Origin of the sequence: uncultured Roseicyclus sp. (assembly GCF_937892565.1) — a bacterium.
GTDB lineage: Bacteria > Pseudomonadota > Alphaproteobacteria > Rhodobacterales > Rhodobacteraceae > Roseicyclus.
The window spans coordinates 1-22,135 of the sequence record NZ_CALAHQ010000078.1; the positions used below are offsets into that span (position 1 = coordinate 1).

The following is a 22,135-nucleotide window of genomic DNA, read 5'->3' on the forward strand; positions in this document are numbered from 1 at the left end:
TGCCAAAGCCTGAGACAGGATTGCGGCGACCACGGCAGCGCCGCATGTGCCACCCAATCGCGCAACTCGGGTGGCAAGCCGTCATAAACGCGCATCGGATCAAGCGCGCGGGTCTTGGCGCGCAACTGAGTGGCGCCCAGATTGCCGCCGCGCCTCATGCCGGGGCCTCGGCCCGGCGCCAGCGCGGGAAGGGATCGGGCAAGCTGGCACCATCCACGCCCTCGGGCAGCAGACAGGCATCAAGCCGCTTTTTGAGCCTGGACCAGTCGATGCCGGCCCCAATGAACACCAGTTCCTGCCGCCGGTCGCCCCAGGGCTCGATCCAATGCCGTGCGATCCGGTGGCGCGCGCTGTCATCGTCGGGCCACCGCGCCTTCGGGACCGAGGCCCACCATGTGCCCAGCGGCGTCACTCCCGAAAGTGCACCCGACAATGAAAACTCGGCCACCCAGTCGGGCCGCGTGGCAATCCAGAAATGCCCCTTGGCGCGGATCACGCCAGGCAACTCCCCGTCGAGCAGGGCCAGGATGGCCTCGGGCATGAAGGGCCGGCGCGCGCGATAGACATGCGAGACAATGCCGTATTCCTCGGTTTCGGGGGTGTGATCGGCAAAGCCATAAAGCTCCTTGGCCCACATCGGATGCTGGTGGGCGCGTTCGAAGTCGAACAGTCCCGTCCCGATCACATCTCGAAGCGCCACATCGGCGAAATCGGTCTCGAGGATGCGGGCATCGGCATTGAGGCTGCGGATGATCTTGCGCGACGCATCGACCCGCTCTGGCCCGGCGGCGCCCACCTTGTTGAGGACGACGACATCGGCAAACTCGATCTGATCGGTCAACAGATGAACCAGCGTGCGGGTGTCGCCCTCGCCCGCCGTTTCGCCGCGATCGGCAAGAAAATCATGGCTGGAGAAATCTCGCAGCAGGTTTGCCGCATCGACCACTGTGACCATCGTGTCGAGCCGCGCCACATCCGACAGGCTAACGCCCTCTTCATCGCGAAATTCGAAGGTGGTGGCGACAGGCAAAGGCTCGGAAATGCCGGTGGATTCGATTACCAGCGCATCGAAGCGCCCGCCCTCGGCCAGGCGCCGCACCTCGGAAAGCAGATCCTCGCGCAGCGTGCAGCAGATGCAGCCGTTCGACATCTCGACCAGGTTTTCCGTGGTCTGCGCGATCTCTGCGTCCGCGCGCAGCAGATCAGCGTCGATATTGACCTCGGCCATGTCATTGACGATGACAGCCACTTTGCGACCAGATCGGTTTTGCAAGATGCGTTTGAGAAGGGTGGTCTTTCCGGCCCCAAGAAAGCCGGACAAGACGGTGACGGGCAGGCGTGTATCGCGCACGGGATCATCCATAATGTTATAACATAACATTTCTGATGCCAGAACTCTGCTGGCAAAGCAAGACCCCTCGTGCGTCGCGACGGGCGCTTGAAATAAACCGCGTGGTTGCGTATGTAACGCATGCCTCGGAAACGGGGCTATGGACATAAACGCGCTTGTAATACACGGCTCGGACCCGGGGGCGGTACCCGGCGGCTCCACCAAACATCCGTCATTTGCGGATCATGGGGCCGAAACAGGATCGACGAACGTCTAAAGAGGTTAGCTTTGTCTCGGTGAGGTACCACCGTTATCGGTCCAAAACGTACAGTTGCAAATGACAACCGTGCTCCGGCAATGGCTCTGGCAGCGTAAGCTGCTCGGGTCGCCGAAACTAAGCCCTTGCGCCTAGCAGCGTAAGGCGGGGTTCGCAGGCACCTGGCAACAGAAGCCTGCACTTTTTCACCCCCCCACACCAAGCCCCTGCATCCGGTCAGCCCAACCGGATCTTGCGCGCGCATCCGCGTCGGGGGATTTTTTCATTCACAAGTGATCCGATCCGCCTTGCGCCACGTCTAACATGCACAAGCGGTATCGTGCCGCGCCAAAAGGACATGTCATGACAGCCGTGGACTACATCAATTACGCGGTTGCGATCTTGACAATTGCACTGGGCCTCATGGGCTGGCTGGCGCCGCGCTGGACCATGCAACAACTCGACATGCAGGCCGGGCCGTCGAACATGGCCTATACCGAGGTCTCTGCCGCTTCGGGCTGTCTGTTCGTAGGTTTGGGATTGGGGGCGCTGGTTCTGGATCAGCCGCTGGCTTGGGTTGTGGTTGGCCTGGCCTATGCCGGCGCCGCATTGGGACGGGTGACATCGATTGTCCGCGACAATGCCGCCAGCCGCCAAAGCTGGACCTTTTTCGGCTGCGAAGCGGGCTTGGCCGCGTGGCTTGTGCTGGCCAACATGGGCGGTCTTTAGGTCTGTGTGCGGGCTGGGCGACGCCTGCCTTTCAAATCGAAACGAATCCACTATGGTGGCGCAATCACCACGGGATTGTCGGGACCATGTCTGATCGCCAAAGCTCCATCGCCTATGGTCGCCTGATGCATCGTGCGATGCGCGGTTTGATCCAGCGTGTTCTCAGTGACGTGGCGCGCGATGGCCTGCCGGGCGCGCATCATTTTTTTGTCACCTTCGACACCGGGGCGGCGGGTGTGCAATTGGCCGATTGGCTGCGCGACCGCTATCCGCAGGAAATGACCATCGTGATCCAGCATTGGTATGATGGTCTGATGGTCGATGACGACGGCTTTTCGATCATCCTGAATTTCGGCGACACGCCCGAACCGCTGCGGATTCCCTTTGACGCGATCCGCACCTTCGTCGACCCATCGGTGGAATTCGGCCTCAGATTCGAAAGCACCGATGGGGCCGAAGACACCCCCGAGCCCGAGGATGAGCCCCCAACCGGCGGCACTGGCCCCCGGACATCCGAACGATCAGCCCCCCAACACGCCGAAGTCGTCCGTCTGGATACCTTCCGCAGGGGTCAATGACCGCTTGACCCAAGGCCCCGCGCGGCCAGGTCGCGCCGCGCTGACCCTTTGAGACAGGTGCGCGCCCGATGCCATCAAGCGATTTCGCGCTCTTCATGCAACAGGTTTTGCGCCGCCCCCATCAGGTTGTGGCGCTGGCCCCGTCATCGGCGCGGCTCTGCGCCGAAATGGTGGCAGGGCTTGATCCTGCCGGCGGCCCGGTGATCGAATTGGGGGCTGGAACAGGCAATATCACCCAAGCCATCCTTGGATGCGGCATCGCCCCCGGGCGGCTGCATTGCATCGAGATGAACCCCGAATTCTGCACCCGTTTGCGTGACCGCTTTGCCGGTGTTACCGTGCATCAGATGAGCGCGGGTGATGTCGGCATGCTGCCCCTCGATACTGTGCAGGCGGTGGTGTCGGGGCTGCCGCTCTTGTCGATGCCGGTAAGCTTGCAGCACGACATCCTGAGCGGCAGCTTTGGCCTGCTTGGCCCCCAAGGCCGCTACATCCAGTTCACCTATGGCCCCAACCCCCCCGTTGCGCGTGCCGTGCGCGACGCCTTGTCCCTTGATTGGCAGGTCAGTTCCAAGATCTGGTGGAACATGCCGCCCGCCCGCGTCTATCGCTTTTTCCGACGCACCCCGTCGACCTGAGGCACCCCATCGCATTGCGCACGCCCGGCGCTGGCAGTAAACGGCATACGACCGCATACCGGAGACAGGCCCATGACCGCGACCAGAACCGAAACCGACAGCTTTGGCCCCCTCGATGTGCCCGCTGACAAATACTGGGGCGCGCAAACGCAGCGCTCGATCCTGAATTTCCCGATCGGCTGGGAAAAGCAGCCCATCGCCATCGTGCGTGCGCTGGGTGTGATCAAACGCGCTTGCGCGGAAGAAAACAAAGCCAATGGCAAGCTTGACGCGGCGCTGGCCGACGCGATGATTGCCGCCGCGCAAGAGGTGATCGACGGCAAGCTGGACGGTCATTTCCCCCTGGTCGTGTGGCAGACGGGATCGGGCACACAATCCAACATGAACGCCAACGAGGTGATCTCGAACCGCGCGATCGAGATGCTGGGCGGCGTGATCGGCTCGAAAAAGCCGGTCCACCCCAATGACCATGTCAACATGGGCCAGTCGTCCAACGACACCTTTCCCACCGCCATGCATATCGCGGCCGCCGTCACCGCCCATCAGGTTCTGATCCCCGGGCTGGAAAAGCTGGCCCAAGGGCTCGAAGCCAAGGCTGCGGCCTTTGCCGACATCATCAAGATCGGCCGAACCCATACGCAAGATGCCACACCCCTGACGCTGGGACAGGAGTTTTCGGGCTATGCGATGCAGATCCGCAATGGCATCGCGCGGGTGCATCTGGCGCTGCCGGGGATTTACGAGCTGGCACAGGGCGGCACCGCCGTCGGCACCGGTCTGAACACCGACAAGGGCTGGGATGTGGCAATTGCCGCCCGGATCGCGACCATCACCGGCCTGCCCTTTGTCACCGCGCCCAACAAGTTCGAGGCGCTGGCCGCCCATGATGCGATGGTCTTCATGTCGGGTGCCATCAAGACCGCCGCGATGGCCGCCTACAAGATCGCCAATGACATGCGGTTTCTGGGGTCCGGGCCGCGCTCGGGTCTGGGTGAGCTGATCTTGCCCGAGAATGAACCGGGCAGCTCGATCATGCCGGGCAAGGTCAACCCGACACAGGCCGAAGCCATGACACAAGTCTGCGCGCATATCCTTGGCAATGACGCGGCAATCGGCTTTGCCGGAAGCCAGGGGCATTTCGAACTGAACGTCTACAATCCGATGATGGCCTATAATCTGCTGCAATCCATGACGCTGTTGGGCAATGCCGCTGACAGCTTCACCGAAAGGATGCTGATGGGCACCGAGGCCAATGTGGAGCGGATCGAAAAGCTGATGCGCGAAAGCCTGATGCTGGTCACCGCACTTGCCCCCACCATCGGCTATGACAATGCCACGACCGTGGCCAAGACCGCCCACAAGAACGGCACCACACTGAAAGAAGAGGCGATCCGCCTTGGCTTTGTCGACGCCGAAACCTTTGACCGGGTCGTGCGCCCCGAACAGATGATCGGCCCGTCTTGACGGCCAGGATCATCAACCTGACCCGTGCGCGCAAATCCCGCGCGCGGGTCCAGGAGCGGCTCAAGGCCGATGCCAATGCCGCCAAGTTCGGCCGCACCAAGGCCGAGCGCGAGGCCGCCACGCATGCGGCCGAAACCGCTGCGCGCCATCTCGACCAGCATCAGCTGGAGAAAGATCGCGAATGACCGCACGGCCGCGCAAACATTCGCTCAGCCTGCACGGGCACCGCACCAGCGTGTCGCTGGAGGATGCATTCTGGCAGGAATTGCAGCGCTTGGCCAAGGCGCGGGGCCTGTCGGTCAATGAGTTGGTCGCCGAAATCGATGCCGGGCGCGGTGTCAGCTCGGGTCTGGCGGCCGCGATCCGGCTGCATGTCCTCGCGGCGGTGAAATCTGGCCATTAGGCTTGCGTTAACCAGAATCGGCCCAGATCCATGGCATGGACAAGCAGCCGCCCCATAAATCGCCCGAGGCTTTTCTGGCCGATGTCTTCGGAACCAAGCTGGTGCGCGATGGCAAGGTCGTGCGCCGATCGCTGCGCGACATCGAGCGCTATTTCGGTCGCGAGGCCTTTATCGAAGAGGTGTATCGTCGAGGATTTCGCGCCATTGAGAATTCCGGCCAAGTCATCGTCTTTTGCAACCAGGAACCTGTCCGCATTCTCAAACCAACCCCAAGACCGCCAGAGCCGGGCGGAAAACCCGGGTTTTCCGCACTGGAAATCTCAAGATTTCCCGTGCGTTTTCCTTGAGGAAAACGCAGCGCTCTTCTGCCAGGCGCCCAGCCAGGGATGGGCCACGCGAATGTGACGCCATGGCGCGTGACGCGCGCCATCCCAGCGGCTAGACAGGCCCCATGTTCGGGATCGACCTTTTTGATGCAAGCCTTCTGCCCGCGATGGCCGTCGCGCTGGCCGCGGGCGTATTGAGCTTTCTCAGCCCCTGTGTGCTGCCGATCGTGCCGCCTTATCTGGCCTATATGGGTGGCATCACCATGGCCGACATCCGTGGCGACACCCGTACGGCGCGGCGCAAGGCGCTGTTGGCGGCTGTGTTCTTTGTGTTGGGCCTATCGACCGTTTTCGTATTTCTTGGCTTTACCGCCTCGATCTTTGGTCAGTTCTTTTTGCAAAATCAGATCCTGCTGGGTCAGATCGCGGGTGCTGTCATCATCGTCTTTGGCTTGCATTTTCTGGGTGTGATTACCATTCCGATCCTCAACCGCGAGGCCCGGCTGGATGCGGGCGACCGGGGTGGATCGGCCTTTGGGGCCTATGTCCTTGGTCTGGCCTTTGCCTTTGGCTGGACACCTTGCATCGGCCCGCAATTGGGTGCGATCTTGTCCATCGCCGCGACCGAGGCGAGTGTGTCGAAGGGAACGATGCTGTTGGGCGGCTATGCGGTGGGGCTTGGCATCCCCTTTTTGCTTGCGGCCGCCTTTATCGACCGGGCGATGGGGGTGATGACCCGCCTCAAGCGCCATATGAAGACCATCGAACGGGTGATGGGGCTCTTGCTGGTGGGTGTGGGTGTGGCCTTGATCACGGGGGCGTTTTCGGCTTTTTCGTTCTGGCTGCTGGAAAGCTTTCCGGTGCTGGGGCTTTTGGGCTGACATTCGCCTTAAGGCTGCCGCTTTTGCCCGCTATCGCGCGCCTCATGGCACATGACACATCCCAGACAGGCATTGGCAACGGCAGGGTTATGGAAATCCCTTGCGCGGACCCGTTCCGGCCACATCTCGCCCGCAAGGGCCACCGCCTGACGCCCGCGCCGCAAGCCGTGCAATGGCGCTTTGTGATCGGGTTCGGCCCATGCCGCCACCATGCGGGTATGGGAAGGCAGATGACCACATCAACAGCCGGCCACAGGATCCGGGCCATCGCCAAGGGGCGGCGTGGTTGGGACGTGCTGACCATCGCACACCACCCAGATGCCCGCATCGCGACCTTGGGTCTGATCCGCATGACCCGCAGGGCCCCCATGGCTCAGGCTCATCCGGCGCAATGGCCGGCTGGCCGGGGCCGCGCGTCATTGGCTGCCTTGCACGAACCGCCGGACCATCGCCATCCAAGGCTTGCCGCATGAGCGCGCCCGGCGATCTGCCCCCAAAGCCGGGCGCCCATGCCGAACAAGTCTCGTTCTGGCGGTATCTGCGGCTTTTGCGTTCCGACATCTTGTCGGCACTGCCCACACGGCTTTACCGGGCTTGGATGGCGGAATATCGCACGCCGTTCTTTCGCAGCTATCTGATCAACCAGCCCGCGCTGATCGATGCCGTGCTCAAGGCCCGCCCGATGGATTTCCCGAAATCCGCCCGCATCGGCCGGGGGCTGCGCCCGTTGTTGGGCCGTTCGGTGTTCTTGACCAACGGAGCCGAATGGCAGCGCCAGCGCCGCATCATCGACCCCGCCTTTGAGGGGGGCCGGCTGCGCGACACCTTTCCCGCCATCTGGGCCGCAGGCGAGGCGGCGGTGGCGCGCATGGACGAAGGCCCCCGCGAGGTTGAAGCAGACATGAGCCATGCGGCGGCCGATGTGATCTTTCGCACCCTGTTTTCGCTGCCCATCGACGACAAGATCGCGACCGAGGTCTTTCATCAGTTCCGCACCTATCAGCGCTCGCAGCCGATCTTGAACCTTGCGGCGATCTTGCCCCTGCCCGATTGGATGCCGCGTGGTCACCGGGCCCAGACGCGACGCACGGCGGCCGCGATCCGCGCGCTGATCACCCAAGTCACCCAAGCGCGGATGGCACAGATCGCGCAAGGACACGCCCCCGATGATCTGGCCACCAAGATCATCACCACCACAGACCCGCAAACCGGCAAACGCTTCAGCACCGAGGAGATGGTCGACCAGGTCGCGGTCTTTTTCCTCGCAGGCCATGAAACCAGCGCCTCAGCCTTGGGTTGGGCGCTTTACCTGCTGGCGCGCTACCCCGAATGGCAAGACCGCTTGGCCGAGGAGGCCGAGGCGGCGCTGGCGGGCGGCCCTGATTTTGCGGTGATGGGCCAGTTGCGCCTTGCCCGCGATGTGTTCCGCGAAACCCTGCGGCTCTATCCCCCGGTTCCGATGATGGTGCGCGAAACCACAGGCGTGGAAACATTCCGCGACCGCACCCTGCCCCGTGGCGCGCAGATCGTGATCTCGCCCTGGCACCTGCACCGGCATGAACGCCTCTGGGACAACCCCGATGGCTTTGACCCAGCGCGTTGGGCGACCCAGAACGGCAAGCAATGCCTGCGCGAGGCGTTCATTCCCTTTTCCACCGGCCCGAGGGTGTGCACCGGGGCGGGCTTTGCCATGGTCGAGGGGCCGCTGCTGCTGGCCATGCTGGTGCGCGCCTTTCGGTTCGAGACCCTGCCGGGCCGCGTGCCAGTGCCCGTGGCCTATCTCACGGTGCGGGCCAAGGATGGGATCTGGCTGCAAGTCAGGCGGCGGTGAGGCGCGTCAAAGCGATTGCATCGGAAAACTCGGGACAGTTGTGACCCCAAACCAGATCGCAGAAATTCTATCGCTTGCCCTTTCGCAAGGGGTGGTTCCCAAAATCTGAACAGCCGCGGTAGCTGGATTTTTCCACGCAGCCGGATCAAGCCACGCAATGGCCTTGGATCTGAGGCAACGAACGCCCCAACATGGGGATTGGCGGGGTGATACCCGTGACAAAGCCGAAAATGGTTGCGTGAGTTTTACGGTCGCACCGCATTAAAATGGGTGATTTTACCACAGAGATGGCCACAAAATCTCACTATTTCATCTGGTTGAGTGGTGCCCGGGGGCGGAATCGAACCACCGACACGAGGATTTTCAATCCACTGCTCTACCCCTGAGCTACCCGGGCAAGGGAACGAAATTCGTTCGGGTGCGCGTGGTCTAAGCGAGGCCCTCAGCACTGTCCAGAGGGTACAGGCAAAAAATCTTGCAGCCATGTGTCCTGCCTCGTTCCAGCGTACTGCCCTGACCGCAACACCGTCCACCAACCTTGTGTTGTCACGCGCACCGCCCCCCACCCTCTCTTTATGGGGCGATGGGCGATGAGGTCGAACATTCCGTATCAGGCGCACGTTCTTGCGCCACGCTCAAAGCGGTGGCGTCAAAACAGCCTGCTTGGCAGCGGTGTCAACCACATGGTGACAAGCGGGTGCCGGGCCCGACCCCGGGCTGGATCGTCAGTGCCCCCGTTCACCGATAAAGCGCTTGCGGATCAACCCCGAGCCCCAATCGATCACCGCGATCACGATCAGGATATTGAGGACCACGAAAGCCACCTGGTCAAACATGCCTGCACGGAAGCGTTCGATGATGATCATGCCGACACCGCCTGCACCAACCAGCCCAAGGATCGTGGCCGAGCGGGTTGAGGACTCGAAACTGTACAGTGACAGCGACAAGAACACCGGGAAGATTTGCGGCAGATAGCCGTACCGGATGATGCGCGCGGGGTCTGCACCGGTTGCGCGCACACCTTCGACCTGTTTGCGATCAATGTTCTCGATGGCTTCCGAGTAGAGCTTGGAGAGATTGCCCACATCTGAGATCCAGATCGCCAGCACCCCGGCCAGCGGGCCAAGACCCACGGCGCGCACGAAGACCAGCCCCCAGACCACACCGTCGATCCCGCGAAATACATCCAGAAGCCGCCGCACGGCATGGCGGATCACGCCGAAGGGCATCGTATTCTTGGCCGCCAGAAAGCCGATCCCAAGCGCAAAGATCGTGCCCAGAAAGGTACCCAGAAACGCCATTGCGACGGTCTGGGCGATGCCGACATAGATTTGATCGTAGTGCCAGCTTGCCATGTCCTGCCAATAGAATATGCGCGACACCAAACGCCATGCGCGTTCGGAACTGTCAAATATCTTGGCGAATTCGAACAGATGGAACGAATAGAGCAGGTAACCGATCACGATGGTCCAGGATGCGATCCTGACCATGCGCATCACAGGGTCACCAAAGGCCTGGGGATGGCTTTGGCGCACGGCCCGGACATCGTCATCGGTGATATCTGCAAAGGATAGCGCGGTCATTTCAAGGCCTCCTTGCCGATCAGGGCGTGGCGCGCGCGTTCCGACATCAGGTCGATCGCGGTGACTGTCAGAACCACCAAAAGCAGGACCGCCGTAACACGGTCGTCCGAATAGAAGCTGATGACATGGTTCAATTCCGCCCCGATCCCACCAGCACCCACAAAGCCAACAACAGCCGAGGCGCGCACATTGATCTCGAACCGCCACAAGGCGTAGGAGGTGAAATTGGGCAAGACCTGTGGCAGCACGCCATAGCGCATCCGCTGCGCCCATGTGCCGCCCACGGCGGTCAGGCCATCGACGGGCTTCATCGATGCGTTCTCGTTGACTTCGGCGAACAGCTTGCCCAATGCACCTGTCGCATGGATGGTGATGGCCAAGATGCCAGCCAGCGGTCCGATGCCCACCGCAAAGACAAAGATCAATGCGAACAGGATTTCCGGCACGCCGCGACAAAACTCCAGGAACCGTCGTGCCGCAGTGCTGACCCACGGGGCGGGCGTAAGATTGCGCGCTGCAAGAAAACTAAGAACCACGGAAAGTGCAGTTGCGATCAAGGTGGCCGTTATCGCCATCAGGATCGTTTCCCAGATCAGCGCCAGATATTTCCAGAAGTCATTGTACCAAAAGCCGATGGACCCCGGCGGAAAGCGCCCCTCGGCATTGCGGGTTTCAAAAAGCAGATCCCATTGAAAGCTGGGAAGCACGCTCCCGAAGTATTCGAAGATACGCGGAACGCCTGCGGCCAACCGGTCGGGCCAAAAGCGCGACACGTCGATCGACCACAGCAGCATGGCAACAAAACCACCCAGCAGCAAAAGGTTGATCCACAGCTTCTGACGCCGGATTTCAGCGCGGTGTGCCTCGAACAGGGCCACGGGATCCTGTCCGGGCTGGATCGGGGGCATCGTTGGGGAAAGGGCCATCGGGTTACACCGTCGCGCGTGCTTGGGCGCGCGTCGCGTCCGCAACATCCCTGATCGATGCACGCCCCAGGCTGGTCGACGTCAGCGCCTCGTTGAATGCCTCGGCCGCCTCAGCGCCGTAAATCTCGCGCGCCATGCGGTCGGTCAATTGCGCCGCCGTGCCGTCAAACACCACGCGTCCATCCTGCATGCCGATGATCCGGTCACAGTAATGGCGCGCCGTATCGAGCGTGTGCAGGTTGCACACCACGGTCAGCCCGTCCTCCACGTTGATCGCGCGCAGCGCATCCATCACGATCTTGGCGTTCAGCGGATCAAGGCTGGCGATGGGTTCATCGGCCAGCAAGATCTTGGGCTCTTGCACAAGGGCGCGGGCGATGGCCACACGCTGTTGCTGGCCGCCAGACAATGTATCGGTTTGTTGCAGCGCCACATGGGCCATGCCCAGCCGGTCCAGCGCGCGCACCGCAAAGGCCCGTTCATGTGCTGAAAACAGGCCCAGCATCGAGGTGCCAAACCCGTGATGAAACAGCCGCCCTGACATGACGTTCGTCAGCACATTCAAGCGACCGACAAGATTGAATTGTTGAAATACCATCGCGCATTCGTTGCGCCACTGGCGCAATTCGCGCCCCTTGAGCGCGGTCACGTCGCGGCCGTCATGCAGCAACTGGCCCGATGTGGCGTCATTGAGCCGATTGATCATGCGCAACAAGGTGGATTTGCCCGCACCCGAGCGGCCGATGATACCCACCATCTGACCGGGGGGAATATCGAGTGTCACCTCACTGACCGCGCGCTTGGCGTTGAATTCCTTGGTCAGCTTTCTGAATTCGAGCATCGTGTCCCCCATCAACGACCCGGACCAGCCGGAATGCAAAAAGGCCCCCGCACAAGAGCGGGGGCCGTTGGTCTGTTGAGGTTCAGCGCGACGCCGCGATTTCCTGACGGCGCAAAGCGATCGTCGATTCGTAGAAGTCGTGTTCGACCGGGACGTAACCCGCGCCTTCACCGCCGACGACCGAGGAGTAACACTCGGGATGACGCACATGCATGTTGAGGAAAAGATCAAGCACCGCTTCCTTGGCCTCGGCGGGCAGATCCTTGCGCAGAACGGTCGGACCATTGGGGATCAGGTTGGATTCCCAGATGATCCGGATCTCGTTCATGTTGAGCAAGCCGTTATCGACCATCCGGCGCAGGTTGCCGCGGGTGTAGCCCTCGGCGAATTCGCCCTGCAGCGAGGACCAGGTCGCAGCCGCATCATACTGGCCATTCAGCACGGCAACGACGCCCTGCTCATGACCGCCCGAAAAGCCGGTGGCGCCGAAATAATCATCCTCGATACCGATCAAGCGCAACTCGGCGCGCGGAACCAGATAGCCCGATGTCGAGTTCGAGTCGGCATAGGCAAGCGTCTTGCCGGCCATATCTTCCAACGACTCGATACCGCTATCGGCGCGGGTCACAAGGACCGCGAAATAACCAAGCGAGCCATCAACATTGGACGAGGTCATCACCGGCTCGACCGCATCGGCATCTTGCAGGTAGATGCCCGCATAACCCGCCGGTCCAAGCCCCGCCTGATGCAACTGGCCAGCCAACAGTCCCTGCATCACGCCCGCATAATCGGCGGCGGGAAACAGTTCGACCGGCACGCCCAGTGCGTCTTGCATCAATTCCTGCATGCAGCCGTAGCGGCGCAGGCGGTCGGCCTCGTTCTCACCCGACAGAAGGCCGACATTGTAGGTGCCAAAGCCGGTGCGCCAATCTTGCGCCGTGGCCGAGGTTACCGAGAGCGCGCCGACAGCCAGGGCAGTCGTTGCAAGAAACAGGTTGCGAAACATGCGTATTCTCCATCTGTGCGAAAGGGGATCCATGCAGCGCTATGGGCATCCCGAACCAAGCGACACGGAGCCGGTTAAACGCGCCATGTGAAGGGCGCGTCACAGATGGATGAAACAATTGTAAACGCGTGGCGGCTGCGTACTGTCGGGCGGATGCATGCGCCTGAACAGCCAAAGCAAAAGCAAGTCTGCCAGACAGGGTTCATCATGCGTGAAAACCTCCGCGCACCTGCGGCAACACTCAACCCGTTGCGCGCGCACAGGATGTTTCGCGCAGCCTGGGCAGCAACACCGTGTTCAGCACATTGATTTCGCTGTCCAAAAAGGAAGCACCAGGCGCCGAAACTGTGCGGTTGACATGTTTTCTCAAGAACGCCGCCCTTCACGCAGCATTTGGCGTTAAAATTTTGATTTATATCAAAAAAATACACTAAAGCGCTTGGATGTTCCACAACACGGGGATTTTCAAGGCACTGCCCTGCCCTTGCGCGACCCGGGCGCGGGTGCGGGCGCCGCGTCGCCTCAGCCGGGTGTGGCGCGTGCCAGGGCCGACGCGTGGAGCTGTCCAGAGGGGATGGCGCGTTTTTTTGCGTTCAGCATCCGCGATCAATGCGGTTTTTCGCGCGCCGTCTCGATCGCCTGCGCGGCGGCTTCGGTATCTTCTGCTGCCTGCGAGGGGATCGCGTAGGATCCCGTCAACCAACGCGCCAGATCCACATCGGCACAGCGCGCCGAACAAAAGGGGCGATAGGCGGGGATGGGCTGTCTCGAACAGATCGGACACGACATGCAAGGGGCTCCGTCTGGGCGGCTGGACAGCTTGAGTATGGGGCGCATCCGGTCCGATCGCAACCATGGCGGCATGGCCCTTGCGGAACTGGACCACCCGCCGCTACCAGAATCGGGCAACATCCATGGATCCGTGTGACATGACCCATCTGACACGACGCGCCCTGCTGTTGGGTGGGGCGGCCACGGTCGCGGCCGGTTGCATGGCCCAAGGTGAGGGAACGGCCACCACCCGGCCCGACCCCGCCTTTTTGCCGCAGCCCAACGCCAGCTATGACGCATGGGTCGCGGGCTTTCGGGGGCGCGCGCTGGCGCAAGGCATCACGCGGGCCAGCCTTGATCAGGGGTTTCGCGGTCAGGGCTTTTTACCCGGCGTGATCGAGCGCGACAGGAACCAGACAGAATTTCGCCGCTCGACCGAGGATTATCTGGCGCTTGTGGCCAGCGATGCGGATCTGGCGCTGGGCCGATCCCGTGTTGCCCCGCAACGTGGCGCATTGGCCAGCATCGCACGCGACAGCGGCGTCGATGCCGATGTGATCGCGGCCATCTGGGGTCTGGAGACGCGGTTCGGCACGCAATTGGGCGAGATCGGGGTGATCTCGGCCACATCGACCTTGGCATGGGAAGGACGACGCGCGCGGTTCTTTGAGGCACAACTGATCGCGGCGCTGCGCATCATACAGGCGGGCGATACGACCAGCGATCGCATGCGCGGATCATGGGCGGGCGCGATGGGGCATACGCAATTCATGCCGACTGTGTATCAGGACTATGCCGTGGATGTGACAGGCGACGGCCGGCGCGATATCTGGGGCCCCGATCCGCGTGACGCGCTGGCATCGACGGCGCAATATCTGCGCCGTCATCGCTGGCGGGCCGGCGAGCCCTGGGGGATGGAGGTGCATCTGCCACAAGGCTTTGACACCGCGCGCACGGGGCGTGACAGGCGTCGGCCCGTCAGCGCATGGGCTGCGGCCGGCGTGCGGCCCGCGCGCGGCGGCAGATTGCCCGATCCGGGCGCAGCAGCGATCCACGCGCCGGCGGGCGCTGAGGGGCCCGCCTGGATCCTGTATCACAATTTCAACGTGATCTTGCGCTACAACCCGTCGGTCAATTACGGCATCGGGGTGGGTTACATGGCTGACCGGCTGGCTGGCGGTGAACCGCTGACGCGCCGTTTCGGCCCCGATGCGACCGGACTGACCCAAATCGAACGGCGCGAGATGCAGGCGCTGTTGAACCGGGCGGGCCATGAGGTCGGCCTGCCCGACGGCGTGGTCGGGCGCCGCACACAGGCCGCGATCCGTGCCTTTCAGGCAGCGCGCGGACTGGTGCCCGATGGGCAGCCCTCGCAAGCGTTGCTTGCGGCGCTCCGGCGCGGCTAGGCTGCGCGTTCAGGGGTAAAGCTGGTCCAGCGGCACACGGTCGCGCTTTTTTTGCAGCTCGAAACACCCCAAGGGGGTCCAGCCCGCCAGCACCGCCTCGGCCCCATCCTCACGGAAGGCGCGGCGCAGCGCATCTTCGAACACGCGACGGTCCTTTTTGGGCATCGGCGCCAGATCAAGCGTGATCTGACCGCCCAGCCCCTTGATCCGCAACAGCCGGGGCAGCGCGCGCACCAGTGCCAGATTGGCCTTGAGCCCAGCGGCAAGCGAGGTGTCAGAGCCTGTGTTCACATCGACCGCCACCAAGGCACGGGTCGGCTCGATATAGGCATAGGCGCCGCCCGACAGTGCAGCGCGCGGGGCAAGGGCTGCCTCGATGGCATCGATGACCCCATGGGTTTCAAAACAGCCCGGCGCCTCGATCACCTCATCGGGGTCGGGCACGGCCCAATCGCGCCATGCAAGCTCATGCGCATCGGGGGCCGCGACCAGACATTCGGGCGGACCCTCGGCATCGGCCAATACCATGGCTGCCAGATCGCGCATGGCCGTGATGTCGTCGGCCAGTGTTGCACCCGCCACCTCTTCGGCGGCCGAGCGCAAGATCAGGCCGTGGTCTTCGGGCGCCCCGGCCATCGCCTCATGGGCGATTTCAAGCAGGCGGTCACGTTCCCCTTCGTCGCGGATCTGGCGCGAGATGTTGATACCGGGCGCGTCGGGCGTGACGATGGCATAGCGGCTCTTGAACAAGAGGCGCGGCGTGACCGGCGCGGCCTTGCCCGCCTCGGCGGTGGCAGAGACCTGCACCAACAACCCTGTGCCCGAGGTGATGCCCTTGGCTTGGCGCAGATAGCCCTTGTGATCCCCCATGTTGACCGTCAGCCCGCCCTGCCCCGGCATGGGCCGGTCGGCCACGGCGCGATAGATCGCCCCGGGCAGCGCGCGATCGCCGGCAGGGTCGATCAACAGATCCTCAAGCAGACCATCGACCATAAGGGCGGCGGCGGCGCGATCCCCCAGATGGTCGAGCAAGATCACCCGTCCCTTCATCGCGCCACCCAGACGGGCCAGCCAGCCGCTTGCAGCAGCTGCGCGGTTTCGGCCAAGGGCAGGCCCACGATGGCCGTATAGCTGCCCGATATCCACGGAATAAACGCCCCCGCCGGTCCCTGGATCGAATAGCCGCCGGCTTTGCCCTGCCAGTCGCCGGTCGCGATGTAGCCGTCGCGTTCGGCGGGGCTGAGGGATTTCATCTTGACCCGCGCCTCGACGATCCGGTCCCACGACGCATCACCGCGCCGCACGGCCAGCGCGGTAAAAACGCGGTGGCGCCGCCCCGACAACAGATCGAGAAAGCGCCGCGCCTCATCGGCATCGCGCGGCTTGCCCAATATGCGGCGGCCCAAGGCCACGGTGGTATCGGCCGAAAGCACGATATCATCGGGCCCGGCGGGAATGGCGGCGATCTTTTCGCGGGCGATGCGCGCGCAATAGTGATGCGGCAATTCGCCCTTTGCGGGGGTTTCGTCGATATCGGGGGGCAAGATGGCATCGGGCACGATACCCAGCACCGCCAGCAATTCCTTGCGGCGGGGGCTTGCCGATCCGAGGATGAGGCGGGGGGATGGGCGCACGGGATATGTCATGTCAGCGCCCTGTCCAACCGGGTGCCGGGGTGCGCGGCGCCTTTTGCGCCACGCTCACCCGCACTGCGCAGCCCAAAGGGGCGCGTTACTTGAAGCGGTAATTGATGCGGCCCTTCGACAGGTCATAGGGGGTCATTTCCACCTGAACCTTGTCGCCAGCCAGAACGCGGATGCGGTTCTTGCGCATCTTTCCCGCCGTGTGCGCGATGATCTCATGGCCGTTTTCAAGCTCGACCCGGAACGTCGCGTTGGGCAGGAGTTCCTTCACGATCCCGGGAAATTCGAGCATTTCTTCCTTGGCCATGGTCACTCCTTTATCTGCGCACCATACGGTGCAGGTGGCGGCTAGATGCGCCCCTTGGGACCGATTTTCAAGGCAAAACTGCGCCAGTGGCACAATGGCCCATATCGCGCGGTCCTTGGCATCGGCAGCGGGGCGTCACGACAGGGGCTGTGGGGCGGCCTCGGGCGGGCCAAAACGCGCGATGATGCGCGCCTTGATCTGATCGCGCGCCTGTCTGTAGGCTGCCAGCTTGGCCTCGCGGCTCTCGCCCAAGCCTGTGGGATCAAGAATGGGCCAGTATTCCACATCCAGATGGTAATGCCGCGTCAATTCCAGCGCATGACGCTGGCTGGCGGGCGACAGCGCCACGATCAGATCAAAGCCCGACAGATCATCGCCCCATTGGGCCATTTCATCAAAGCTGCGCACCCGGTGGCGTTGCAATTCCACCCCGTCTTCGGCGCTGACGGCGACGGCAAAGCCGTCGATTTCCAGATCGTTCTTCACACCCGCAGACTGGACATAGGCACGATGGCCGTAGAATTTCTTCATCAGCCCCTCGGCCATGGGCGAGCGCGTCGCGTTGTGGTCGCAACAAAACAGAACCGATGAGGGAAAATCCGTCGCCACCGCGCCCTCAGACACCGAAATGCAGAACACAGATCAGCGTGAACAGCCGTCGCGCCGTGTCGGTGTCGACCTCGGCCTTGCCATCGAGCCGTTCTTGCAAGATGCGCGCGCCTTCGTTGTGGATGCCGCGCCGCGCCATGTCGATCGCCTCGATCTGGCTGGGCGGCAGGCGCTTGACGGCGTCGTAATAGCTTTCGCAGATCTGCCAGTAATCCTTGACCACCTGCCGGAAGGGCGAGAGCGAGAGGTGAAACTCGGCTGCGTCCTCGGCGGTTTCGGTGTCGACATCGAACACCAGCCGCTTGTCGCGGATCGCCAAGGCGACGTGATAGGGGCCGGGCGGCACCGGGCGATCCTCGCGGCCGGGCAGCGCAAAGCGGTTGTCCTCGAGCAGATCGAAGATGGCCACGCGACGTTCCTGCTCGATCTCGGGCGTGGGTGCGGGCATGCCCGACATGTCGATCTCGATATGGGTTATGTGCATGCTCATCCCCCTTCTCCTGTGCCGGTGGTGGTGTTGAGCCGATCCAGCCGGGCGCGCACCGACAGGCCATGGGCCTGCAGGCTTTCGGATCGGGCCAAGGTTTCGGCCGCAGGCCCGATGGCGGCCAGGGCGGCGGGCGTCATCTGGGCCAGCGTGGTGCGCTTCATGAAATCGAGCACCGAAAGACCGCTGGAAAAGCGCGCCGAGCGCGCCGTGGGCAGCACATGGTTCGGCCCGCCGACGTAATCGCCGATCGCCTCGGGTGTCCAGCGCCCCAGAAAGATCGCACCGGCATGCTCGATCCTGGCGCTGAGCGCCTCGGGGTCGGCCACGCACAATTCCAGATGTTCGGGGGCGATGCGGTTGGTCAGATCGGCCGCCTCATCCAGATCGCGCACGATGATGATGGCACCATAATCGCGCCAGCTTGCCCCGGCGATGGCGCGGCGTTCCAGCATGCCAAGCCGCGCTTGGACCGCCGCCGCGACCGCCTGAGCAAGCGCTGCGTCGGTGGTGATCAGGATCGATTGCGCGCTTTCGTCATGTTCTGCCTGAGACAACAGATCAAGCGCGATCCAGTCGGGGTCGTTGTCGGCATCGGCCACCACCAAAATCTCGGACGGGCCCGCGATCATGTCGATCCCCACCCGCCCGAAAACCCGGCGCTTGGCAGCGGCGACATAGGCATTGCCGGGTCCGGTAATCTTGTCGACGGGGGCGATGGTGGCGGTGCCATAGGCCATGGCGGCCACGGCCTGTGCGCCACCGATGCGATAGATGGTGTCAACGCCCGACAGATGCGCGGCCAACAACACCAGCGGGTTGGCCCGCCCCCCGGGCGTGGGCGCACACATCACAAGGCGTTTGACACCTGCCACCTGCGCGGGGATGGCGTTCATCAACACACTCGACGGGTAAGAGGCAAGCCCCCCCGGCACATAGAGCCCGGCCGCCGACACAGCCGTCCAGCGCCAGCCAAGGCGCGCGCCCTGCGCATCCGTCCATCGGGCATCTTCGGGGCGCTGGCCTTGGTGATAGGCGCGGATGCGTTCGGCGGCCAATTCAAGCGCCGCGCGCTCATCGCCGGGCACCGTTGCGATGGCCTCGGCGATTTCATCTTGCGAAAAGGCCATGGTTTGGGGCGTCAGCCGCAGACGGTCAAACCGTTCGGTCAGATCGATCACCGCGTCATCGCCGCGCGCGCGCACATCGGCGATGATGTCGGCCACGCTGGCATCGACATCGGGCGCATCTTCGCGCTTCATCTCCAGAAGCGCGGCGAAGCTCTGGGTGAAATCGGCATCCCGACTGTTCAGGAAAGCTGGCATCTTGGATCCATTCTTGAGCTGCCTTCGGTCTAGCGCCTTGCGCGGGCGGGGTGAAGCGTCCTTTGCGCCGTGCCAGCCCGCGGCCATGCGTTTCGTCAAGAACGACACAGGCCCGGCTGGCTAGACTGGCGATATTGCGATGGGCCGGCAGCTGTCTGCCCGATCCGCACAAGCAACCGCAAAAGCCAGGAGAACGACGATGACGAATGTGACACGGGGTTTGGGTCTGGCCGTGGCGCTGGCCCTGTCGGGCGGTGCGGCGGGCGCACAATCGCTGGCAGGCTCGGACGAATACATGCGCGCCTGTGCAAGCTGCCATGGGCTGACCGGGCATGGCGACGGGATGCTATCGGATTACCTGACGGTCGAGGTGCCCGATCTGACCCGGATCCGGGCCCGCAACGATGGGGTCTTTCCGGTCCTTCAGATGATGCACGTCATCGACGGCCGCACGGGATTGCGCGCCCATGGCAGCCCGATGCCGATCTGGGGCGACCGCTTCGAGGCGACGGCCGCCATGCGCGCGGGCGATCTGGGCGCCGAGATCGAGGTGCGCGGACGGCTTCAGGCGCTGATCGCCCATCTGGAAGCGATCCAGGAATGATCCCTAATCGGGGTGGCGCGGTGTCTGGCCCGAGGGCGCACGATAGGGCTGCGTCACGTCCTTGAGTGTGACCTCGAGCGCTTCGACATCGACCGCGACGGCCCCGTCACCGGCAAGGACAAGCGTGATCCGTCCGGTGCCGTCGGCCCCTGCCCGCCAGTCAAGCGCCAGAAGCGACACCACCAGATCGGCGGCACCCCGGTCGATGCCCTGGCTTGCCACCTTGAGCGCATCGTCGATCACCAAAAGCGATTGCACCCGTTCCGGCGGGCGCCGGCCATCGGCCTCTTCCCAGCGAAAGCGGTTGAGCAGCACCGCAAAGCGGCGGCGGCGGCTGTCCCATGTCATTTCGGCCACGGGAAAGACCGCATCTTGCACCAGGGTCGAGATCACGCGCAGGTCGTCGGCATCGAGCGCACGCAGCGCCAGCGCACCGGGCGCCGCATCCTCGAATCGCGCATCCTCAGTCATCGCCGCGCACCCGTTCGATGCGGGCGCCGACCGCGCCCAGCTTTTCCTCGACCCGCTCATAGCCGCGATCAAGGTGATAGACGCGATTGACCACGGTTTCGCCTTCGGCCGCCAGCCCCGCAAGGATCAGGCTGACCGAGGCACGCAGATCGGTGGCCATCACGGGCGCGCCCTTGAGCCGGTCCACCCCCGTCACCGTCGCCGTGCCACCATGCACATCGATCCTGGCCCCCATGCGCATCAATTCGGGCGCGTGCATGAAGCGGTTTTCGAAAATCGTTTCCTCAAGCACGCTTACCCCATCGGCACAGCACAACAGCGCCATCATCTGCGCCTGCAAATCGGTGGGAAAGCCGGGAAAGGGTTCGGTGCGCACATCCACCGCGCTGACGCGGCCGTTCTTGCGCGACACCTTGAGGCCGGCGGCGGTTTCTTCGACCGTGACGCCCGCGGCATCCAGCCTCTCGGCAAAGGCTGCAACCAGCGACAGCTTGCCACCCAAAAGCTCGACCGCGCCGCCGGCGATGGCGGGGGCCAGCATGTAAGTGCCCAGTTCGATCCTGTCGGTGACGACGGGATGGGTGGCACCGTTCAGGCGATCCACCCCCTGGATCGTGATGGTGGAACTGCCCTCGCCGTCGATCTGCGCCCCCATGCGGCGCAGGCACTGGGCCAGATCGACGATCTCGGGCTCGCGCGCGGCGTTCCTCAGAACCGTGGTGCCGCGCGCCAAGGTGGCGGCCATCAGTGCGTTTTCGGTCGCCCCCACCGAGACGATGGGGAATTCGAACACCGCGCCCCTGAGCCCGCCCTTGGCCTCGGCATGCACATAGCCATCGCGCAAATCCAGCGTGGCACCCATCGCCTCCAGGGCCCTGAGGTGAAGATCGACCGGCCGCGCGCCGATGGCGCAACCGCCCGGCAGGGACACGATCGCGCGGCCATCGCGCGCCAGCATCGGCCCCAGCACCAGGATCGAGGCGCGCATCTTGCGCACGATGTCGTAATCGGCCGTGTGATTGTTCAAGCCATGGGACGACAAGGCCAGAACCCGCCCCCCGTTGAGCGCTTGCACCTCGGCGCCCAGCGATTGCAACAGCGTCGTCATCGTGCGGATGTCGCTCAGGCGTGGCGCATTGGTCAGCGTCAGGGGCTCATCGCTCAACAGCGTGGCGGGCATCAAGGTCAGACAGGCGTTCTTGGCCCCCGCGATGGGGATCTGCCCCGACAAGGCGCCGCCGCCCTTTACAATGATCTTGTCCATCTAGACTGCCCCTTCACTGACCATCGTCATCTTGGCCGGTCGTTGCCGGCGTTTCATCATCGGCCGATGGCGCCCGCGCGCGCGCCTGTTCCTTGCGCCGGGCCAGATTGGCCTTGAGCGCCGCCTTCAGCCGCGCCGCCCGGGCGTTTGACTGTTGCGGCTTGCCTTGCGATATCTGCCTGTCGTTACCTGCCATGCCGGGGGTTTACCTGCCAGAGCCAAGGGCGTCCAGATTGCGCTTGCAGCGGCCCGCAGATGCTTTTATGGGGTCGCGCACGTCGCCGCAGTAGCTCAGTGGCAGAGCGCACCCTTGGTAAGGGTGAGGTCGGGAGTTCAATCCTCCCCTGCGGCACCATCCCTGCAAGACAACGCATCCTTGGCGCCCGTTGCATCGTGCGCCCCACGCCCGGCGGTCAGGCTGCTGGCGGCACACGCCATGGCCGCAATGCTGACGGC

27 protein-coding genes, 2 tRNA genes and 1 other RNA gene are annotated in these 22,135 nt (G+C 63.4%); 13 read left to right on the forward strand and 17 right to left on the reverse strand.

Annotated features, from left to right (window positions below; translation table 11 throughout):
* Both Q0094_RS11170 and Q0094_RS11175 read right to left on the reverse strand, forming a co-directional pair.
* Window positions 1–158, reverse strand: a 158-nt coding sequence (locus Q0094_RS11170) for a DUF6525 family protein (protein WP_297619433.1), incomplete at its 3' end; no start/stop codon positions are given.
* Complete coding sequence (locus tag Q0094_RS11175) at window positions 155–1,351, reverse strand: GTP-binding protein (protein ID WP_297619342.1); 1,197 nt, start codon at window positions 1,349–1,351, stop codon at window positions 155–157. The genes Q0094_RS11175 and Q0094_RS11170, both read right to left, overlap by 4 nt.
* An 83-nt stretch (window positions 1,352–1,434) precedes the next feature.
* On the opposite strand from Q0094_RS11175, the gene ssrA reads away from it, so the two are divergent.
* The 10 genes from ssrA to Q0094_RS11225 all read left to right on the forward strand — a co-directional run bounded on the left by ssrA (window position 1,435) and on the right by Q0094_RS11225 (window position 8,436).
* Window positions 1,435–1,789: a transfer-messenger RNA gene (ssrA, locus tag Q0094_RS11180) on the forward strand.
* A 160-nt stretch (window positions 1,790–1,949) separates the two neighbouring features.
* On the forward strand, window positions 1,950–2,315 hold the full coding sequence (locus tag Q0094_RS11185; protein ID WP_297619345.1) for a DUF4345 family protein: 366 nt from the start codon (window positions 1,950–1,952) through the stop codon (window positions 2,313–2,315).
* Window positions 2,316–2,401: 86 nt separating this feature from the next.
* Entirely contained in the window at window positions 2,402–2,893 is a 492-nt protein-coding gene (locus Q0094_RS11190; protein ID WP_297619347.1) for a ClpXP protease specificity-enhancing factor SspB, read from the forward strand.
* Between the two features lie 68 nt (window positions 2,894–2,961).
* On the forward strand, window positions 2,962–3,531 hold the full coding sequence (locus Q0094_RS11195; RefSeq protein WP_297619349.1) for a methyltransferase type 12: 570 nt from the start codon (window positions 2,962–2,964) through the stop codon (window positions 3,529–3,531).
* 72 nt (window positions 3,532–3,603) lie between these two features.
* The gene (gene fumC / locus Q0094_RS11200; protein ID WP_297619351.1) at window positions 3,604–4,995 is read left to right on the forward strand and encodes a class II fumarate hydratase; all 1,392 of its coding nucleotides are present in this window, start codon (window positions 3,604–3,606) and stop codon (window positions 4,993–4,995) included.
* Window positions 4,992–5,180 carry a DUF4169 family protein gene (locus Q0094_RS11205; RefSeq protein ID WP_297619354.1) on the forward strand — a complete coding sequence of 63 codons (189 nt, stop codon included), beginning with the start codon at window positions 4,992–4,994 and terminating at the stop codon, window positions 5,178–5,180. Before fumC ends, Q0094_RS11205 begins: the two co-directional genes overlap by 4 nt.
* A complete protein-coding gene (locus Q0094_RS11210; protein ID WP_297619356.1) occupies window positions 5,177–5,398 on the forward strand; it encodes a ribbon-helix-helix domain-containing protein in 222 nt (73 codons plus the stop codon). The genes Q0094_RS11205 and Q0094_RS11210 overlap by 4 nt, the downstream gene beginning before the upstream one ends.
* A 35-nt stretch (window positions 5,399–5,433) precedes the next feature.
* On the forward strand, window positions 5,434–5,745 hold the full coding sequence (locus tag Q0094_RS11215) for a hypothetical protein (protein WP_297619358.1): 312 nt from the start codon (window positions 5,434–5,436) through the stop codon (window positions 5,743–5,745).
* Between the two features lie 104 nt (window positions 5,746–5,849).
* Window positions 5,850–6,605: a cytochrome c biogenesis protein CcdA gene (locus tag Q0094_RS11220; protein ID WP_297619362.1), complete on the forward strand. Its 756-nt coding sequence runs from the start codon at window positions 5,850–5,852 to the stop codon at window positions 6,603–6,605.
* A gap of 469 nt (window positions 6,606–7,074) precedes the next feature.
* The gene (locus Q0094_RS11225) at window positions 7,075–8,436 is read left to right on the forward strand and encodes a cytochrome P450 (protein WP_297619365.1); all 1,362 of its coding nucleotides are present in this window, start codon (window positions 7,075–7,077) and stop codon (window positions 8,434–8,436) included.
* Window positions 8,437–8,758: 322 nt separating this feature from the next.
* Here the strand turns inward: Q0094_RS11225 and Q0094_RS11230 are convergent.
* The 6 genes from Q0094_RS11230 to yacG form a co-directional block, all read right to left on the reverse strand.
* Window positions 8,759–8,833 (reverse strand) — tRNA-Phe (locus Q0094_RS11230).
* A gap of 328 nt (window positions 8,834–9,161) precedes the next feature.
* A complete protein-coding gene (gene phnE / locus Q0094_RS11235; RefSeq protein WP_297619368.1) occupies window positions 9,162–10,019 on the reverse strand; it encodes a phosphonate ABC transporter, permease protein PhnE in 858 nt (285 codons plus the stop codon).
* The gene (gene phnE / locus Q0094_RS11240; protein ID WP_297619370.1) at window positions 10,016–10,945 is read right to left on the reverse strand and encodes a phosphonate ABC transporter, permease protein PhnE; all 930 of its coding nucleotides are present in this window, start codon (window positions 10,943–10,945) and stop codon (window positions 10,016–10,018) included. Before phnE (Q0094_RS11240) ends, phnE (Q0094_RS11235) begins: the two co-directional genes overlap by 4 nt.
* Before the next feature lie 4 nt (window positions 10,946–10,949).
* Window positions 10,950–11,786, reverse strand: coding sequence for a phosphonate ABC transporter ATP-binding protein (gene phnC / locus Q0094_RS11245; RefSeq protein WP_297619373.1), 837 nt, complete (start codon window positions 11,784–11,786; stop codon window positions 10,950–10,952).
* Window positions 11,787–11,868: 82 nt separating this feature from the next.
* The gene (gene phnD / locus Q0094_RS11250) at window positions 11,869–12,792 is read right to left on the reverse strand and encodes a phosphonate ABC transporter substrate-binding protein (RefSeq protein WP_297619376.1); all 924 of its coding nucleotides are present in this window, start codon (window positions 12,790–12,792) and stop codon (window positions 11,869–11,871) included.
* 606 nt (window positions 12,793–13,398) lie between these two features.
* On the reverse strand, window positions 13,399–13,581 hold the full coding sequence (yacG, locus tag Q0094_RS11255) for a DNA gyrase inhibitor YacG (protein WP_297619379.1): 183 nt from the start codon (window positions 13,579–13,581) through the stop codon (window positions 13,399–13,401).
* Window positions 13,582–13,721: 140 nt separating this feature from the next.
* On the opposite strand from yacG, the gene Q0094_RS11260 reads away from it, so the two are divergent.
* Entirely contained in the window at window positions 13,722–14,969 is a 1,248-nt protein-coding gene (locus Q0094_RS11260) for a lytic murein transglycosylase (protein WP_297619382.1), read from the forward strand.
* A gap of 9 nt (window positions 14,970–14,978) precedes the next feature.
* On the opposite strand, the gene Q0094_RS11265 is transcribed toward Q0094_RS11260, so the two are convergent.
* The 6 genes from Q0094_RS11265 to hisD all read right to left on the reverse strand — a co-directional run bounded on the left by Q0094_RS11265 (window position 14,979) and on the right by hisD (window position 19,340).
* Entirely contained in the window at window positions 14,979–16,019 is a 1,041-nt protein-coding gene (locus Q0094_RS11265) for a ribonuclease E/G (RefSeq protein WP_297619385.1), read from the reverse strand.
* Window positions 16,016–16,615 carry a nucleoside triphosphate pyrophosphatase gene (locus Q0094_RS11270; protein WP_297619389.1) on the reverse strand — a complete coding sequence of 200 codons (600 nt, stop codon included), beginning with the start codon at window positions 16,613–16,615 and terminating at the stop codon, window positions 16,016–16,018. Before Q0094_RS11270 ends, Q0094_RS11265 begins: the two co-directional genes overlap by 4 nt.
* A gap of 85 nt (window positions 16,616–16,700) precedes the next feature.
* Complete coding sequence (infA, locus tag Q0094_RS11275; RefSeq protein ID WP_297619392.1) at window positions 16,701–16,919, reverse strand: translation initiation factor IF-1; 219 nt, start codon at window positions 16,917–16,919, stop codon at window positions 16,701–16,703.
* A 135-nt stretch (window positions 16,920–17,054) separates the two neighbouring features.
* Window positions 17,055–17,528, reverse strand: a complete 474-nt coding sequence (locus Q0094_RS11280; RefSeq protein ID WP_297619395.1) for a low molecular weight phosphatase family protein — start codon at window positions 17,526–17,528, stop codon at window positions 17,055–17,057.
* A 7-nt stretch (window positions 17,529–17,535) separates the two neighbouring features.
* Window positions 17,536–18,018, reverse strand: coding sequence for a UPF0262 family protein (locus Q0094_RS11285; RefSeq protein WP_297619398.1), 483 nt, complete (start codon window positions 18,016–18,018; stop codon window positions 17,536–17,538).
* Window positions 18,015–19,340, reverse strand: a complete 1,326-nt coding sequence (gene hisD / locus Q0094_RS11290) for a histidinol dehydrogenase (RefSeq protein ID WP_297619400.1) — start codon at window positions 19,338–19,340, stop codon at window positions 18,015–18,017. Before hisD ends, Q0094_RS11285 begins: the two co-directional genes overlap by 4 nt.
* 199 nt (window positions 19,341–19,539) lie before the next feature.
* On the opposite strand from hisD, the gene Q0094_RS11295 reads away from it, so the two are divergent.
* A complete protein-coding gene (locus Q0094_RS11295) occupies window positions 19,540–19,944 on the forward strand; it encodes a cytochrome c (protein WP_297619403.1) in 405 nt (134 codons plus the stop codon).
* 3 nt (window positions 19,945–19,947) lie between these two features.
* Here Q0094_RS11295 and Q0094_RS11300 read toward each other — a convergent pair whose 3' ends face one another.
* Genes Q0094_RS11300 through Q0094_RS11310 form a run of 3 tightly spaced genes read right to left on the reverse strand, consistent with a single transcriptional unit; the run spans window position 19,948 to window position 21,875 of the window.
* On the reverse strand, window positions 19,948–20,415 hold the full coding sequence (locus Q0094_RS11300) for a DUF2948 family protein (protein ID WP_297619406.1): 468 nt from the start codon (window positions 20,413–20,415) through the stop codon (window positions 19,948–19,950).
* Window positions 20,408–21,679, reverse strand: a complete 1,272-nt coding sequence (gene murA, locus Q0094_RS11305; protein WP_297619409.1) for a UDP-N-acetylglucosamine 1-carboxyvinyltransferase — start codon at window positions 21,677–21,679, stop codon at window positions 20,408–20,410. The genes Q0094_RS11300 and murA overlap by 8 nt, the downstream gene beginning before the upstream one ends.
* A 13-nt stretch (window positions 21,680–21,692) precedes the next feature.
* Window positions 21,693–21,875, reverse strand: a complete 183-nt coding sequence (locus tag Q0094_RS11310) for a hypothetical protein (RefSeq protein ID WP_297619412.1) — start codon at window positions 21,873–21,875, stop codon at window positions 21,693–21,695.
* 84 nt (window positions 21,876–21,959) lie between these two features.
* Here Q0094_RS11310 and Q0094_RS11315 point away from each other — a divergent pair.
* Window positions 21,960–22,034, forward strand: a tRNA-Thr gene (locus Q0094_RS11315).
* The last annotated feature ends 101 nt before the right edge of the window (window positions 22,035–22,135 follow it).

What these genes read in the sequence shown, in the direction of transcription:
- Q0094_RS11185 (WP_297619345.1), top strand. Translation starts at nt 1,950, where the DNA reads ATGACAGCCGTGGACTACATCAATTACGCGGTTGCGATCTTGACAATT.
- Q0094_RS11190 (WP_297619347.1), top strand. Translation starts at nt 2,402, where the DNA reads ATGTCTGATCGCCAAAGCTCCATCGCCTATGGTCGCCTGATGCATCGT.
- Q0094_RS11195 (WP_297619349.1), top strand. Translation starts at nt 2,962, where the DNA reads ATGCCATCAAGCGATTTCGCGCTCTTCATGCAACAGGTTTTGCGCCGC.
- fumC (WP_297619351.1), top strand. Translation starts at nt 3,604, where the DNA reads ATGACCGCGACCAGAACCGAAACCGACAGCTTTGGCCCCCTCGATGTG.
- Q0094_RS11210 (WP_297619356.1), top strand. Translation starts at nt 5,177, where the DNA reads ATGACCGCACGGCCGCGCAAACATTCGCTCAGCCTGCACGGGCACCGC.
- Q0094_RS11215 (WP_297619358.1), top strand. Translation starts at nt 5,434, where the DNA reads ATGGACAAGCAGCCGCCCCATAAATCGCCCGAGGCTTTTCTGGCCGAT.
- Q0094_RS11220 (WP_297619362.1), top strand. Translation starts at nt 5,850, where the DNA reads ATGTTCGGGATCGACCTTTTTGATGCAAGCCTTCTGCCCGCGATGGCC.
- Q0094_RS11225 (WP_297619365.1), top strand. Translation starts at nt 7,075, where the DNA reads ATGAGCGCGCCCGGCGATCTGCCCCCAAAGCCGGGCGCCCATGCCGAA.
- phnE (WP_297619368.1), bottom strand. Translation starts at nt 10,019, where the DNA reads ATGACCGCGCTATCCTTTGCAGATATCACCGATGACGATGTCCGGGCC.
- phnE (WP_297619370.1), bottom strand. Translation starts at nt 10,945, where the DNA reads ATGGCCCTTTCCCCAACGATGCCCCCGATCCAGCCCGGACAGGATCCC.
- phnC (WP_297619373.1), bottom strand. Translation starts at nt 11,786, where the DNA reads ATGCTCGAATTCAGAAAGCTGACCAAGGAATTCAACGCCAAGCGCGCG.
- phnD (WP_297619376.1), bottom strand. Translation starts at nt 12,792, where the DNA reads ATGTTTCGCAACCTGTTTCTTGCAACGACTGCCCTGGCTGTCGGCGCG.
- yacG (WP_297619379.1), bottom strand. Translation starts at nt 13,581, where the DNA reads ATGTCGTGTCCGATCTGTTCGAGACAGCCCATCCCCGCCTATCGCCCC.
- Q0094_RS11260 (WP_297619382.1), top strand. Translation starts at nt 13,722, where the DNA reads ATGACCCATCTGACACGACGCGCCCTGCTGTTGGGTGGGGCGGCCACG.
- Q0094_RS11265 (WP_297619385.1), bottom strand. Translation starts at nt 16,019, where the DNA reads ATGAAGGGACGGGTGATCTTGCTCGACCATCTGGGGGATCGCGCCGCC.
- Q0094_RS11270 (WP_297619389.1), bottom strand. Translation starts at nt 16,615, where the DNA reads ATGACATATCCCGTGCGCCCATCCCCCCGCCTCATCCTCGGATCGGCA.
- infA (WP_297619392.1), bottom strand. Translation starts at nt 16,919, where the DNA reads ATGGCCAAGGAAGAAATGCTCGAATTTCCCGGGATCGTGAAGGAACTC.
- Q0094_RS11285 (WP_297619398.1), bottom strand. Translation starts at nt 18,018, where the DNA reads ATGAGCATGCACATAACCCATATCGAGATCGACATGTCGGGCATGCCC.
- hisD (WP_297619400.1), bottom strand. Translation starts at nt 19,340, where the DNA reads ATGCCAGCTTTCCTGAACAGTCGGGATGCCGATTTCACCCAGAGCTTC.
- Q0094_RS11295 (WP_297619403.1), top strand. Translation starts at nt 19,540, where the DNA reads ATGACGAATGTGACACGGGGTTTGGGTCTGGCCGTGGCGCTGGCCCTG.
- Q0094_RS11300 (WP_297619406.1), bottom strand. Translation starts at nt 20,415, where the DNA reads ATGACTGAGGATGCGCGATTCGAGGATGCGGCGCCCGGTGCGCTGGCG.
- murA (WP_297619409.1), bottom strand. Translation starts at nt 21,679, where the DNA reads ATGGACAAGATCATTGTAAAGGGCGGCGGCGCCTTGTCGGGGCAGATC.
- Q0094_RS11310 (WP_297619412.1), bottom strand. Translation starts at nt 21,875, where the DNA reads ATGGCAGGTAACGACAGGCAGATATCGCAAGGCAAGCCGCAACAGTCA.